This window comes from Acinetobacter sp. 148 (assembly GCF_031196675.1).
Taxonomy (GTDB): Bacteria; Pseudomonadota; Gammaproteobacteria; order Pseudomonadales; family Moraxellaceae; genus Acinetobacter; species Acinetobacter baumannii.
Genome location: NZ_JAVIMT010000032.1, coordinates 1 through 14574 on the forward strand (window position 1 = coordinate 1; position 14574 = coordinate 14574).

The following is a 14574-nucleotide window of genomic DNA, read 5'->3' on the forward strand; positions in this document are numbered from 1 at the left end:
TGCTGGATTCTTTGGCTCCAGACTGCTAACCCTCTTTCGTTTCGCCACCATTATTTAGCAGTAATGTGGTGAAACTTCTTTATAGCCAAAGGAGTTCGCTATGCGTACTAATTCTTCTCATTTATTGGTTTTTGCCAAAGTCTTTCTGTCTATACCACTTAAACAGTCTATAAAGCGGTTGAATCGACTTTAGGTTTTTGCGTCTTAAAAATCGTTACAACTCAAAAATCATAGCAACAATAAACCCGAGATAGGCGAGCACATCTTTATTGTACGGCTTTTGCATGTCTGTTTTTAGCGCTCAATTTAAGAGTGACGGCATTTCTATCTCTTTTATATATAACAAAAAACTATTTTAAGCGGTATAACTATGCCAAATTTAGAAGCTTCATTTAGAGCACTTAGAGTGCTTCACACAGCAAGAGATTTATTTAAACAATACGGATTTCACAAGGTTGGTGTTGACCGAATTATTGCTGAGTCCAAAATTACCAAAGCCACCTTTTACAACTATTTCCACTCTAAAGAAAGACTCATTGAAATGTGCTTAACCTTTCAAAAGGACGGGTTAAAAGAAGAAGTATTTTCTATTATTTATTCATACCGTGAACTTATGGTATTTGATAAGCTCAAGAAAATCTTTTTTCTGCATGCCAATCTAGACGGGCTGTACCGTTTACCTTTACAGGCCATTTTTGAAATTGAAAAGTTTTATCCCACTGCCTATAAAGTGGTTGTTGATTATAGAAACTGGTTGGTGACCCAAATACATCAATTACTTTTAACCATTAAAGCCACAGCTACACTCGAAGACGCCTATATGTTTTTGTTTGTGATTGATGGGGCAATGGTCCAGCTTTTGAGTAAAGATAGAATAGATGAACGAGATAAATTATTAGATTATTTTTTAATAATACTGTCCTAGATTAAAAATAAAAGCCCCGATAATGGGGCTTTTATAATGTTAGTTACTAACTAAAATCTCAATTACCACTTATGGCTATAAGTCACTTTTAACGTTACACCATTTGCAACTAAGTGACTGGTATTATCGCTTGTTCTTAATAATTGGCTATATAGAGGATAGTACTTGCGGTTAAACATATTCTCTAAACCAATCGTCATGGTGTCTTTTTTATTAAGTGCAAAGCTACTGATTAAATCTGCTGTTGTATAAGATTTTACATCGTAGCGACCAAAACTATTCTTGCCGTTTAGGCGGTAATCTTCTGAACCGAAGTAAGTAGCTTGTAAACGGTTTGTCCAAGTTTCTGTTGGGCTATAAGAAATATAACCTGTGAGTTTTAACGGTGGAATACGGAAGCCTGTCATGTCTTGTTCAGCACCGTTTTGCGGCTTTTCACGGCCTTTCATCCACGTAACGCTACCACCAGTTCCCCAAACATTGGCATCGTCAAGATAATCAAATGTTGCTTCAACACCAGTAACTTTTTCTTTGGTTCTAGCGAGTACTAAACCATTGTTGAAAGATTGCACCGCACCTAGGTCAGAAGTAGAGTGGAAGACCGCTAAACTTGAAGAGAAGTTATTGAAGTTTCCTTTCCAGCCCAACTCGTAGTTATCTACTTTTACGGGTTCTAAGAATGATGAACCAAGGTTAAAACCTTCACCAGCATTACGAATAATCAAACCAACATCAGGCAACTGGAAACCTTGGTTGAATGATGCATAAATCGAGTGTTGGTCATTTGGAGAGAAAGTCACATTAGCATTGTACAACCATGCATCAGCTTTCACTTTTCCGCCCTCAACGGTGTAAGGGTTAGGCTTACCTAATTGTGATAATGGGACAAAGCTATCAATTTGGGCATAGCTGTCTTCATAACGCGTACCAGCTTCTGCTGACCATTGGTCATTAAAACGGTGTTTTAACTGTACAAAGCCACCCACACTTTGTGTGGTGAGTTCAGGTAAATAAATAAGTTTGCCAATTTTTACAAACTCTAAGCCACCAGATTGGTCATAAATTTTTTGATCAAAAATATCTAAAGGCATTTCGCTTTTTTCACGGCTAAAGTCACCACCCCAAACCAGTGAGGTGTCACCTAAAAACTCAAGCGGTGTGGTAACAGTTAAACGGCTACCGAGTATGTTATTTTCTTGATAGATCTGGTCTACGTTTCCACCCCGATTCGGATTTTTACGTGCATCAAATGGTGAAAAACGGGTAAAGAAGTCGCGGTAATAAATTTGAGCATCAACCTTATTGCCAAAAAAGTCTTTATGGTTATAGGTTAAATTGTAGATCTGGTTTTCGTTTTTATTTTGGTCTTTGAGCTTTAAGCCTTTAATGGCTTTGGCTGGTACGGTTCCGGCAGGGGCATTCTTCACACTTGGGTCAGATGCATAATCTGAATCTTGCTCGGCATTATAGTAGTTTGCAGCAAACTGAACATATTGGTTGTCATCAATATGGTAACCAAGCTTACCGCCGATGCTATAGCCGTCAGAATCATATAAATCTCCTTGACTTGGTTCAGGTGCAACACGGTCGCCACTTGCATCGTATGGGCTACCAATACGTTGGTAACCAAAGTCGAGTGCATAGTCAAAAGCGTTAAAGCTGCCTGTGAAATATTGATGAATATCGCCACTTAAAGCATTAGAACGGAAATTTGTTAAAGGTGTCTGTAGCCCAACGACTGTTTTGGCGGTAGGTTTTCCACCAGCCGCTTTTGTGGTAATTGAAATAATACCGCCAGAAGCGCCACCGCCATAAATTGCGTTACTACCGCGAATGACTTCAATGTTAGCAATACTTTCAGGGTCGATAGCTGAAAGACCTCTTGATGTGTCGCGTGTCAGGTTCATTGGAACGCCATCGACCAAGATGAGGGCATTACGGCCCCGTAAAGTTTGACCATAATCGGTAATGGTTCGGCTTGAGTCAGACAGGCCCGGTACGGCTTTAGCTAAAACAGTTGCAATATTTCCAGATGAACCATTTCTTAAAAGTTCAATTTGTTTTTCATCTAGCTTGGTCACTTGTTTGGCAGATGTAGAAAGTTCATCTGCACGTGAAGCGGTGATTGTAATTGTAGGGAGTGCTTCAGGCTTTTTTTCAGCATCTGTTGTCTCAGAAGGCGAGGCTGCAAAGGCCGAGTTTGAGAGAAAGATGGCTCCACCAAGTGATAGAAGTGGAATGATATTTTTTGCTTCAGACTTCCTAGTAAAAAGTTTATTACTTTTTATCTTATTTCCCATTTTCTCGCCCTGAGAGTGATTGTAAATTCGTCGAATTATAAATGAGAATGATTTTAATTAATAATATTATTAATCTATATAATAGAAGTATTTGTGGCTCTTAAATAAACATAAATAACAAAAGATCTTCTAAGAGAGTTAAGAGTTTTGATTAATTTAATACATTTTAAAAGTCTTAAAACTTGTTCATCTGTAGCATTCTTAAGGAGTCAAAATCTTTTTTTATATAAGTACAAAGAGAAGCAGTGACTTGAGATAAATATTTTTCCACCTATTCCATACTTGTTAATCTATTTATTGTCTAGTCGAATAGTAGTGATCAGCTTTTATCTAATTTTACGATTGAATATTACTTCCTTGTTGTATTTATGACGACATATGTAAACAAGCCTTAATCTATCACACATGAACACTTTAAAATTATTGAAAATAAAGTTTTAAGGTGTAGGTTTTGGATTTTTTTAATTTTTATCGTGATCTTCAAGCTGAGTTAAGCAACTATCCTTGGCTAGAAATGCTAGTTTCGCTCACACTTTTGATCCTTTTTGCTGCATTAGCAAATTTCATTGCTAAACGAATTATTGTTCGGGGAATACGTCATTTAGTGACTAAAATTAAGTCACTCAACCAGTCGGTTTTTGCCCAGCATAGTGTCATTAAGCGATTTGCCAATATTGTGCCGGCCATTGTCATTATGAACGGTATTACTACCGTTCCGCATTTGTCGGAAAAAGCGGTTGCTTTGGTACAGATGGGCGCACAGGCATTTATTTTTCTCACGATTGCGCTCACCATTAGTGAATTATTAAATATATTTAATTTAATCTATCAGCGTAATCCAAAATCTAGAAACAAGCCGATTAAAGGTTACTTGCAACTCGTTAAACTCATTATTTTTGTTGTTTGCGGATTAATGATTTTGGGTACATTCCTGAAAAAGGATGTATTTACGTTGTTGGCTGGCTTCGGTGCAATGGCAGCCGTATTAATGTTAGTTTTCCAAAATACGATTTTGTCATTGGTCGCGAGTGTACAAATTGCCTCTTATGACATGGTACGTATTGGGGACTGGATTGAAATGCCATCGCTCAATGCTGATGGTGATGTCATTGATATTTCATTGCACACGGTGACCGTTCAAAACTTTGATAAAACATACACCACGATTCCAACCAATAAACTAGTGACAGACACTTTTAAAAACTGGCGTGGTATGAGTAATGCGGGCTGTCGCCGTATGAAGCGTTCTCTTTATATCGATCAAACTAGCGTGCACTTCATGACCGAAGAAGAGCAACAAAAACTCAAAGATTTTTTATTGCTAGATCAATACCTCAATGCCAAGCAATCTGAGATTGACGAATTTAATAAGCATTTAGGTAGTCAGTCACGTTATAACAAAAGACGCTTAACCAATATTGGAACATTTAGAGCATATGTTGAATTCTATTTGCGCCAGCATAAGGGGATTGCTCAAAATCAAACGCTTATCGTTCGCCAACTACAACCAACGAGTGAAGGTCTACCATTAGAAATCTATGCATTTACCAATACCACCGCATGGGTTTCTTATGAAGCAATTCAGTCCGATATTTTTGATCATCTGATTGCGATTTTGCCTGAGTTTGGCTTAAGAGTGTATCAGGCACCTTCAGGTCATGATTTTCAAAAACTAACAATAGAATAAACAACTGTTAGCGTGCTATCTATTTTATTTTCAAATAGATAGCATCTTTTTAATAATTTTATACATTAATTTATAACTATTCTTAGAAAATTATTATTAAATAGCTGTATAAGTTGATTTTAAAAGCTACACGCAAGTTGTAGCTTAAAAGATTTTAAGCAAACTCAATTTAAAACTTGCAGGAGTAAGGCTTAAGTAACAAATTTGACACTTTGAACAAAGAAAATACTAAATGTTTAAAAATAACAAACAATAAAGTTGCTTTACTAAGATTTGTTAGGTGAGTTGGAGTGTTTGAATGGCTACAGCAATTGAGAACAGAGCTAGACAACTTAAAAACGCTAAACGTGGAGGATATGCGCCAACCATTGCCAAAGACGTAAACAAACATAAAGTACAAAAAATAAGGAGAGCTCTAGACGAAGCCCGGCGATATGTGAGTGAACTAAATGACGAAACGGTTATCTTTGACGATCAGGACGCAAGGCAAAAGGCAGAAGGAGCCAAAGCAATTATTGAAATGTTTGAAGCAGCTTTAAGCGGTGCGTGAGCAGCAACAAACTAAAACATAATCATAAAAGACCTTGCTGAAGACACGGTTAACGTTCTAGCCCCTCGACTAGGCAACTTGGTTATTCAGCAAGGCAGTAAAATAAAAATAATTCAAATATTTCTATATTCTATTTTTTACTCAAAAAAACAAAAAATACCGGTCAAATAATATTATTGATGAGCATAATTTTTTTAGAAAATTATTACCAACTATAAAAATTTTTTGGATTGAAAATGTGATGGATTTTACATTTTTATTCATTGCTGTGGTTCGTTATGGAAGTCAGTTTCAGAACACTCTTATAGATTACATTTGGTATTTCAACACTTACATATTGCAATAATATATTCATCATACTTCCCTAAAAGTCTGATCAATCGCGATGGTCAATATAAGAGGGAAGGAAATATGCCAAAATTTCTAATAATTGCCGAGAAGGTTTATAAAAAACTAGAAGAAGATAAATTGTTTTCAGATAACTTGATCGAACAACTAAATAACTTGGTCAGTATTATTCGTAAAGAGATAAAGGGAACTCCCTGTAAACTCAAATACAATTTTATCGATTTTGAAGAATGCCTAAGTAAACCCTTAAGTGAATGCACGATTAAACTCGACATGAGTTTAATGCCTAAATATAAGAATAAGGGCGAATATATTATGTGGCTAGCGAGCTTTATTGAAAGAATCACTGTTGGCGGGCAGCCAAAATTACCACCACTTTCAAGTATTGTGCCAGCCGACTTTAACGCAAAAAAAGAAGCTCAGACGGTAGTTGAAAATAAAAAAGCAGTATCGGAAGAAAATGCAAAGATGATTGTGAATTATTTTAATTCTGAAGAATATCAGAAAAATAATAAAAAAATAAATCTGGTTTAAAACCATATAAAAGTGTGTGTCCACCGCACTTTTATAATCGCTGGAAAATTTCAGCAACCGCCTTCTGGGGCGGTTTTCTTTTGCCATATACATACTTAAACAATTACATCATAAAAAATTCCATAACTTATCTGTATAGCATGTTAAGTTTTTCTACACATCTATAAAAATTATGGAAGGGTTTAAACATGAAATGTTCATATCAAGATCTAGATGGAAATATAGTCGAATTAACTTGTGAAAGTTATATACATATACCGTCAGGTGCTAGTGGAAACAAATTGGGAATAGATAATAGGGCAGAAGACTTAATACATATCACTGAAGATTTTAGTTTTTTTAAGAAAACAGAGGCAGATTCAATACCACTCTATCGATTCGCTGTAGATGCTAATTACAATGTTTTTAATAGCGATGAGCTACCAGCTTTGGCGCAAATTGGAACCGATTGGAAAGTGCTTAATGAATAACTTTGCGATTGTTAGGTAGCCTATAAGCTAATGCTTTAATATTTTGTAAAATTTATCGAATAGTAAATATTTAACTTATCTTAATACAGGTATTATAAATAGCTAACTGAAAATATAGTCTAAATATTTATAGGCAGTTTTAGACTAGATGTTGATTATATAGAGAGAAAGAACATGAAGCGCCTTATTATATTATTTCTATTAGCTTATGCTACAAGCTCCTTTGCTCAAGTGCCATTCGAAGTCAGTAAAAGTTGTTTTGTGGTGAATGGTAGAAATATTACTGAGCCTTGCTTACTTTCTTCTACAAATAACTCGACATCTAACTTTGAAAGATTAACTTTTGCTAATACAAAAGTTTTTATTAAAGAATCAAATATTTGTTCAAATAACGATTCATGTGTTTCTGTAGGAAGTAATTTGTCCAATTTAAAAGATGCGACTATTTATTATCGTGATTTAAAATCTAAAAAAATTATTGAAAAACCGGAAAAAGATTCATGGACCTGTTTTAAGCAACCGATTGATAAATTAGACTTTTGTATTTCTTATAATTAATAAAATCTATTTTTAATAAAGAAAATTCTAAACTATTCTTGGGCATTAAATGCTTCATGGTAGCTTACATCACCTTTAGGAACATAATTTTGAAAACTTAAGGCTTGGAAGTATTCAGGGGGCACTCCAGCTAGTTTTAGGTCAGGGTATGCCTTAAAACCAAAGCGACTGTAATACTTTGGATCACCTAATAAAACACAACCTTTTGCGCCTAATTTTTTTAATTTTTCTAAAGAGCTATTCATAAGCAATGATCCAATGCCTTGTCCTTGCTTATTCGGCGCGACAGAAATAGGTCCTAAGCCATACCAATTCTTTTCACCTGATGAAATTTGCACTGGTGAAATTGCCACATGCCCAACAATAGTATTATCTTCAACCGCAACTAAAGACACTGTAAGTTGTTTGTGCTTTCTTAAATTATTAACAATAAAGTGTTCAGTATGGCTCGTATGTTCAGCATTTAGAAATGCCGCTTTAGTCAATTCTTCAATTTCTTTAATATCTTCTTCTCGCTCATCGCGAATAAAAATATTCATCTTAAGTTTGATCCGTTTTTCTCAGCTACTCTTTTATTTTTAGCATCAATCGGCTTAGTTAGGAATAAATTTCAATCATAAAAACTTGTATAATTCATAAATAAAATAAATGAAAATAATATTGATAATCAGTATCAAATGATAATTATTCTTTGTATTATTCATGTAATTTTTTAAAGCTACTTAAAGATTATGCAAAGGACTACGAAACACTTTCAAATTAATGCATTAGCACTTGCAATAGCAATGAGCACAATTTCAGCGCATGCAGAGACTGATCAGCAGACTTCGGAATATGGAACTCTTCCTACCATTAAAGTAAAAGCTGGAAGTGGCCAAGAAAATGAAAAAAGTTATATAGCAGGGAAAACAGAAACAGCGGTACCACTGGGTTTATCCGTTCGTGAGGTTCCACAATCTGTTTCCGTCATTACTCAACAGCGTTTACAAGACCAGCAATTGTCAACTTTGGTTGAGGTCGCCGAAAATGTTACAGGGGTAAGTGTCAACCGTTATGAAACCAACCGAGGTGGAATCTATTCACGTGGTTTTGTAGTAGATAACTATATTATTGATGGTATTCCCACCACATATAGCTTACCTTGGTCTTCAGGTGAAATTTTCTCAAGTATGGCCTTATATGATCATATTGATGTAGTTCGAGGGGCAACAGGTCTTACATTTGGTGCTGGAAATCCATCTGCTGCAATTAATATGGTTCGTAAGCGTGCTACGAGTACAGAGCCAACAGCTAATGTAGAAGTGAGTGCAGGGAGTTGGGATAATTACCGTGTTATGGGCGATATTGCCAACTCCCTTAATCAATCAGGAACAGTACGTGGACGAGCAGTGGCCCAATATGAACAAGGCGACAGCTATACCGACTTGTTGTCTAAAGAAAAGCTATCTTTATTGTTAAGTGCTGAAGCAGATTTATCTGAAAATACCCTTTTATCGGGTGGGGTAACTTATCAGGAAGATGATCCGCGTGGACCAATGTGGGGAGGTTTACCTGTCTGGTTTAGTGATGGCACAAAAACGAACTGGTCTAAAAATACCACTACAAGTGCTGACTGGACACGCTGGAATGTTAAATATACCAACCTATTTGCAGATTTAACTCATAAATTTAATGACAACTGGTCAGCTAAACTGTCTTATTCTCATGGTAAGCGTGATGCTAATTCTAAGCTTTTATATGTTTCAGGTAGTGTAGATAAAAATACTGGTCTAGGGCTATCTCCTTATGCATCAGCGTATGACCTTGAGGTAGAGCAAGATAATGCTTCTTTGCAGCTCAATGGTAGTTTTGATTTGTGGGGCTTAGAGCAAAAGGTTGTTTTGGGTTATCAATATTCCAATCAGGACTTTACAGCGTATGCTCGTTCAACTGATACAAAAATGGAAATTGGCAATTTCTTTGAATGGAACGGCAGCATGCCTGAGCCAGTGTGGAATGCACCTACACTCAATGAAAAATATAATATTGAACAAAATGCACTATTCGCTGCGACTTATTTAAATCCGATTGAGCCTCTAAAATTTATTTTAGGTGGGCGTTTTACAAATTATGAAAAGAATATATATGGTCGTAGTTCATCCATAAAATATGACCACGAATTTGTTCCTTATGCAGGTATTATCTATGATTTCAATGATGTCTATACTGCATATGCAAGTTATACCAGTATTTTTCAGCCTCAAGACAATAAAGACTTTGATGGAAACTATTTAGACCCGGTTGAAGGAAACAGTACTGAAGTAGGCTTAAAATCTGCATGGTTTGATGGGCGTTTGAATGGTACTTTAGCGCTTTATCATATTAAGCAAGACAATTTAGCTCAGGAAGCAGGACAAGTTACTCGTAACGGGGTAAAAGAAACCTATTATCGGGCAGCAAAAGGTGCGACGAGTGAAGGTTTTGAAGTTGAAGTAAGTGGACAAATCACACCAGACTGGAATATTACAGCAGGTTATAGCCAGTTCTCTGCCAAAGATGCAAATGATGCCGATGTTAATACCCAACTTCCTCGCAAGATGATTCAGACATTTACCACCTATAAATTACCGGGCAAATTAGAAAACATAACCGTGGGTGGCGGGGTAAATTGGCAAAGCAGTACCTATATTAATGCCGAAAATCCCAAAGAAGTTATTGAGAAAGTTGAGCAAGGAGATTATGCACTTGTAAACCTTATGGCTCGTTATCAAATTACAAAAGATTTTTCGGCTCAGCTTAATATTAACAACGTATTTGATAAAAAATATTACGGTGTTTTCCCGGCGTATGGCCAAATTACTTTAGGTGCCCCTCGAAATGCGGCGCTAACACTACAATATAAGTTTTAATGAAGTTATTTTTTAAGAGCACCTACGGGTGCTTTTTTTATAATTCTAAAAAGAGCTAAGTATCAAAATAGCACTGGTTTTCACCTCTATTTTTTTACCATTTGATAAAATTATTTTTAACTAAAACTTTACCGTTCGTCTGCTAATTAAGATAACTAAGTCATGAATTTATATATGGAAATGTGATGGAATTAACTTAAATTTATTTGCTTAAAAATTATACTAATTGATAAAAAATATAACTTGGCTATATTCCAAGAACATATTGCAGAGTTAGCAATATGCATTTCTAGGATGGAATAAAAATGAAAATAAAATTATCGAAAATAGTAATAGCCAGCTCATTATTGATATTTGCAAATATGAGTTATGCAGAGGGAGTAAAACGGTTTTCTGTCTCGGCAGGTTGGTTACATGTAATGCCTCAAGGTAAAGCTAATCCATTTAATATCAATACAAGTGTTAAAAATGGAACAGTTGCTAAAGTTGGAAGCATTTCGCCGACCAGTTTCTTAAACTCCGTTGATCCTAATGCTACAGAGGTAGATGTAGGCGGTGAACCTTTTAATCAAAAAGAGTTTCTTGAACTCGCTTTAAATGATGACTTTTTAAAAGGGCTCTTACTTGATGAAGAAGGCAATATAAAACCTGAGGTAGCAGGTGAGGCAACGATTCAAGGGTTAGAGCAGTGGCATCAAAATGATGCCGGCCTTGAAGTAGATGACACAGACACATTAGGGCTTATGTTTAACTATTACCTCAATGACAATGTGTCTTTACAATTTATTGGAGGCATTCCCCCTAAAGTCGATATTAAAGGTCAAGGTGAAATCTTGGCACCATTAAGCGGTGTCGCGTTGTCACCACATGAATTAGTTAAAATTCTTTTTCCGAACGGCATTACCTTAGGTCAAGCAGTCCCGATTACCAATTTAGGCAATAAACCTAAAGCAGCTAGTGTTCGTGCTTGGACCCCTGCAATTGAAGCACAATATCAATTTGGGAAGAGTGGGGTGAACAAGTTTAGACCTTATTTAGGTGTGGGTTTAATGTATGCTCATTTTAATGATATTAAACTAAATGACAAAATTCGTTCTGACCTGATCTCTGCAGGTCATATGATTCAAAATGTATTAGATGGTAAGGCTGGGGCTGCCTTGGATCGTAAAGAGTCTAGTGGAAATATGGTGGTTAAAGTAGATGCAGATGATGCGATTGCGCCTATATTTACTGCCGGTTTTACTTATGATTTTAATGATTCTTGGTATACGGTTGCCTCAGTATCTTATGCAAAACTAAATAATCGAACACAAATTGATGTCATTAACCAAAATACGGGCGCTCGCTTAATTCATGGGTCAACTAAAGTTGATATTGATCCGATCATTACATATTTAGGGGTGGGCTACAGATTTTAATTTTTTAATCATTTGAAGCAGTATCCTGAAGATGAATTCAATAAACTAAAATCTTTGGGATACTTTTTCATTTTACATTTCTTTGTGAACACTACAAAAAAGTCTATAAATCTATGCTGATCGTAATATTGATAGCCAGTATTTATAAGCTAATCAATTAAAACTGTATGAGGTGAGATATGACTAAAATTATCGCTACCCTAGGTTTAGCAGCAATCGTTTCGCTTTCTGTGGCGGCTTGCCAAGGTGAGAATGATACTAAACAGCAAGATAAAACCACGACTCCACACTCAATGGATAAAGACTCCTAATTTTTATAAATTTTAAAGCCTATCGTTAGATGGGCTTTAAAATAACTTTGCTGCGTCTTGCTATTCCTAGCTATTGTTAGGGATCAAACTAATCCTGTGTTAATAAGACAGCACTACAGAAAAATATGAATCTTCTTTTATATGTGCCAGTTGGTTTCCATAGCTTGCATTGAATTGCATACGGTTTTTATAGGACATGTACTTAAAGCCACTTTGATAAAATGACTCATTATGGCCATTACCATAAATTTCGGCTGTAAAATTTCAAGAGCTGATAAGTTAAGTTTAATGACACTCACTTTTGAATAGCGAAGAAATAACTTACAAATCCAAACGCTACTCATCAAATCTATACATAAAGTTAAATTTAATAAAAATTATCTTTCTTATAATAATTTAAAAATAATTTTGAGGGCTAAAAATGAAAAAAATCATTAAAATTTTATTATTATCTAGTTTGATTTCATCTATACCATTATCTGTAGTTGCTAAAAATGTTGAGACTAAAGTAAGCTTTTTAAAAGGTTCTTCTCAAACTACATTAACCGGAAAGTTTCAAGGTTATGATGATGTAAGATATCGAGTTTTTGCAAAAAGTAGACAGATTTTAAAATTTAATATTAATAGTTATGGTAATTTAGCTTATATTAATATTTTCGCTCCAGGTCAAAAGCCTGGTAAAGATAAGCCATTATTCGTGGGTTCGACTGTAGGTTTTTCAGGTGAAGTAACGCTACCTGTTGATGGTGATTATATTGTTCAAGTTTATCAAATGAAAAAAAGCGCACAAAGAAATAGAGCAGTTTCTTTTAATCTAGATCTACAAATATTAGATAATAAAAAATAAAATGATAATTAAAAGATTTATATAAAAGCTCTAATAGTTAGAGCTTTTATATAGGCATAAAAATAGCGTAGTGTTAATTTAAATAAATTGAATCAACAATCCCGCATTTTTCAACAAAACTTAAATCATGTGAAACTAATAGCACAGCACCTTCATAACTAGAAATAGCATTTGCAAATAACTCTCTTGACTCGATATCTAAGTGGTTTTCTGGTTCATCAAGTAGTAAAAATTCAGGCATAGGCTGAGCATGGCTCAAACCTAGTAAAGCAACTTTTAACTTCTCACCACCACTGAGTTGAGCTAAGGGATATGTGCATTTATCACCACGAATCCGAAGCTGACCTAATAAATTTCTCCACTCTAACTCAGAAATATTTGGGTTAATATTTCTTAAGTTTTCAACAGCAGAGAGATGGTCTAATAAAAAGCTGAAGTTCTGGTCGAGATAAAAGCAATTTACAAACAGTTTAATTTCATCTGTAGCAGTTACAGCAGATTGATCAATCTGTTTCAGCAAAGTTGATTTCCCAATACCATTTCGGCCAACCAAATGAATCTTTTGACAAGCTTTTAAGGCGAGATGAATTGGTTGTTGTGTCCCATAGTTGAGTTTTAAGTTATCAATTCTAAGAATTTCTCCTGATCTTTTTTGAAAAGAGGGGAATATAAATTGTTGGGGCTTAACAGTTTCTAGAAGTACTTTTTTACTCTTCAAGTCTTGCTGGCTTTGATCGATTTGACGCTGATGTTGAGAATGAATTGCTCCTAGGCTTTGCCCAGCCTGTTCTTTTTTAAAATCGAGCAAAATTTTAGCTTGCGAGTTTGAGTCACGAAGTTTGTTGCCAGCACGCTCACGTTTTTGGGCTTTCATTAAAACTTCATGCTGCTTTTGCTTCATGTGCTTAACTTCACGTTGATGCTGATGTACTGACTGTTCTAAAGCCTCGATTTGGGACTGATATTGCTCATAAAATTTTTCATAATTTCCTGTAGTGTGCTGTAGGCCATGCTCATTTAAGTGATAAATATGGTCGACTTCATTTAACAAAGTCAGATCATGACTAATAATCAGAGCGCCTGCTGGATGTTTCTTTAACTGAGCAATTAGCCACTGTCTAGCTTCTTGATCGAGATGGTTGCTTGGCTCATCAAGTAATAGGTAATGATCAGTTTTTAAAAATAATGCGGATAAGGCTAACTTGGTTTTTTGGCCTTCGCTTAACTGCTTAACAGGAAGGTCTAAATCGGTTGGTAGCTGAGCAGACCGTAGTAAAGCTTCCCAAATATTAGGAAGATCCCAATGTCCTTCTAACAAATCATAATCATCGTATCCAGCTTCACCTTGTTCCACTCTTTGAAAAGCGTTGTAAAGATGGTTGACCTCTAAAGCTTCTGCAATTGTGACTGATTGGAGACGAGTGAGCTGAGATAAATATGCATGGTTTGTTTGCCAGTTTATTTGACCACTTATATGCATTTCTGTAGTGGGTGAAATCTTGTGAAGCAATTGCATAAGTAAAGACTTACCTTGACCATTGCGGCCAATTAAGGCTGATACTTGATGATGCTCAAGTGAGAAATTCAAGTCTTTAAACATCACTTTTGAAGGAAACTCCAAAGTGAGTTGTGATATTACACATGCCTGCTGAGTCATAAGAACCTCATAAATACAGGATGTACAAAATAGGAGTGTAAAGCTTTAAATAAAGACGCTAAGTCACTAAAGAATAGTCTA

The 14574-nt window shown here is 35.5% G+C and carries 13 protein-coding genes; 10 read left to right on the plus strand and 3 right to left on the minus strand.

What is annotated here, in order from left to right; translation table 11 throughout:
* Positions 1–370 precede the first annotated feature (370 nt).
* Positions 371–925, plus strand: coding sequence for a TetR/AcrR family transcriptional regulator (locus RFX69_RS05775; RefSeq protein WP_289332747.1), 555 nt, complete (start codon positions 371–373; stop codon positions 923–925).
* 62 nt (positions 926–987) lie between these two features.
* Here the strand turns inward: RFX69_RS05775 and RFX69_RS05780 are convergent, their stop codons facing one another.
* A complete protein-coding gene (locus RFX69_RS05780; RefSeq protein ID WP_289332748.1) occupies positions 988–3225 on the minus strand; it encodes a TonB-dependent receptor in 2238 nt (745 codons plus the stop codon).
* A gap of 451 nt (positions 3226–3676) precedes the next feature.
* Between RFX69_RS05780 and RFX69_RS05785 the strand changes: the two genes are divergently transcribed.
* The 5 genes from RFX69_RS05785 (at position 3677) to RFX69_RS05805 (ending at position 7372) form a co-directional block, all read left to right on the plus strand.
* Positions 3677–4912 carry a mechanosensitive ion channel family protein gene (locus RFX69_RS05785; protein ID WP_000345327.1) on the plus strand — a complete coding sequence of 412 codons (1236 nt, stop codon included), beginning with the start codon at positions 3677–3679 and terminating at the stop codon, positions 4910–4912.
* Between the two features lie 298 nt (positions 4913–5210).
* Positions 5211–5462 carry a hypothetical protein gene (locus RFX69_RS05790; RefSeq protein ID WP_000179474.1) on the plus strand — a complete coding sequence of 84 codons (252 nt, stop codon included), beginning with the start codon at positions 5211–5213 and terminating at the stop codon, positions 5460–5462.
* A gap of 411 nt (positions 5463–5873) precedes the next feature.
* Positions 5874–6344, plus strand: coding sequence for a hypothetical protein (locus tag RFX69_RS05795; protein ID WP_001123841.1), 471 nt, complete (start codon positions 5874–5876; stop codon positions 6342–6344).
* A 188-nt stretch (positions 6345–6532) separates the two neighbouring features.
* Positions 6533–6814, plus strand: coding sequence for a hypothetical protein (locus tag RFX69_RS05800; protein ID WP_000650375.1), 282 nt, complete (start codon positions 6533–6535; stop codon positions 6812–6814).
* Positions 6815–6988: 174 nt separating this feature from the next.
* Positions 6989–7372, plus strand: a complete 384-nt coding sequence (locus RFX69_RS05805) for a hypothetical protein (protein ID WP_000825555.1) — start codon at positions 6989–6991, stop codon at positions 7370–7372.
* Between the two features lie 32 nt (positions 7373–7404).
* On the opposite strand, the gene RFX69_RS05810 is transcribed toward RFX69_RS05805, so the two are convergent.
* Positions 7405–7911, minus strand: coding sequence for a GNAT family N-acetyltransferase (locus tag RFX69_RS05810; RefSeq protein WP_001019946.1), 507 nt, complete (start codon positions 7909–7911; stop codon positions 7405–7407).
* Positions 7912–8103: 192 nt separating this feature from the next.
* Between RFX69_RS05810 and RFX69_RS05815 the strand changes: the two genes are divergently transcribed.
* From RFX69_RS05815 to RFX69_RS05830, 4 genes are all read left to right on the plus strand, one after another.
* Complete coding sequence (locus RFX69_RS05815) at positions 8104–10260, plus strand: TonB-dependent siderophore receptor (protein WP_272333677.1); 2157 nt, start codon at positions 8104–8106, stop codon at positions 10258–10260.
* Positions 10261–10565: 305 nt separating this feature from the next.
* Positions 10566–11678, plus strand: a complete 1113-nt coding sequence (locus RFX69_RS05820; RefSeq protein WP_309168868.1) for an OmpW family outer membrane protein — start codon at positions 10566–10568, stop codon at positions 11676–11678.
* Between the two features lie 179 nt (positions 11679–11857).
* Complete coding sequence (locus tag RFX69_RS05825) at positions 11858–11989, plus strand: hypothetical protein (protein ID WP_000161254.1); 132 nt, start codon at positions 11858–11860, stop codon at positions 11987–11989.
* Between the two features lie 421 nt (positions 11990–12410).
* On the plus strand, positions 12411–12836 hold the full coding sequence (locus tag RFX69_RS05830) for a DNA breaking-rejoining protein (RefSeq protein ID WP_289332749.1): 426 nt from the start codon (positions 12411–12413) through the stop codon (positions 12834–12836).
* Positions 12837–12909: 73 nt separating this feature from the next.
* Here the strand turns inward: RFX69_RS05830 and RFX69_RS05835 are convergent, their stop codons facing one another.
* Positions 12910–14493, minus strand: coding sequence for an ATP-binding cassette domain-containing protein (locus RFX69_RS05835; protein ID WP_289332750.1), 1584 nt, complete (start codon positions 14491–14493; stop codon positions 12910–12912).
* Positions 14494–14574 lie beyond the last annotated feature (81 nt).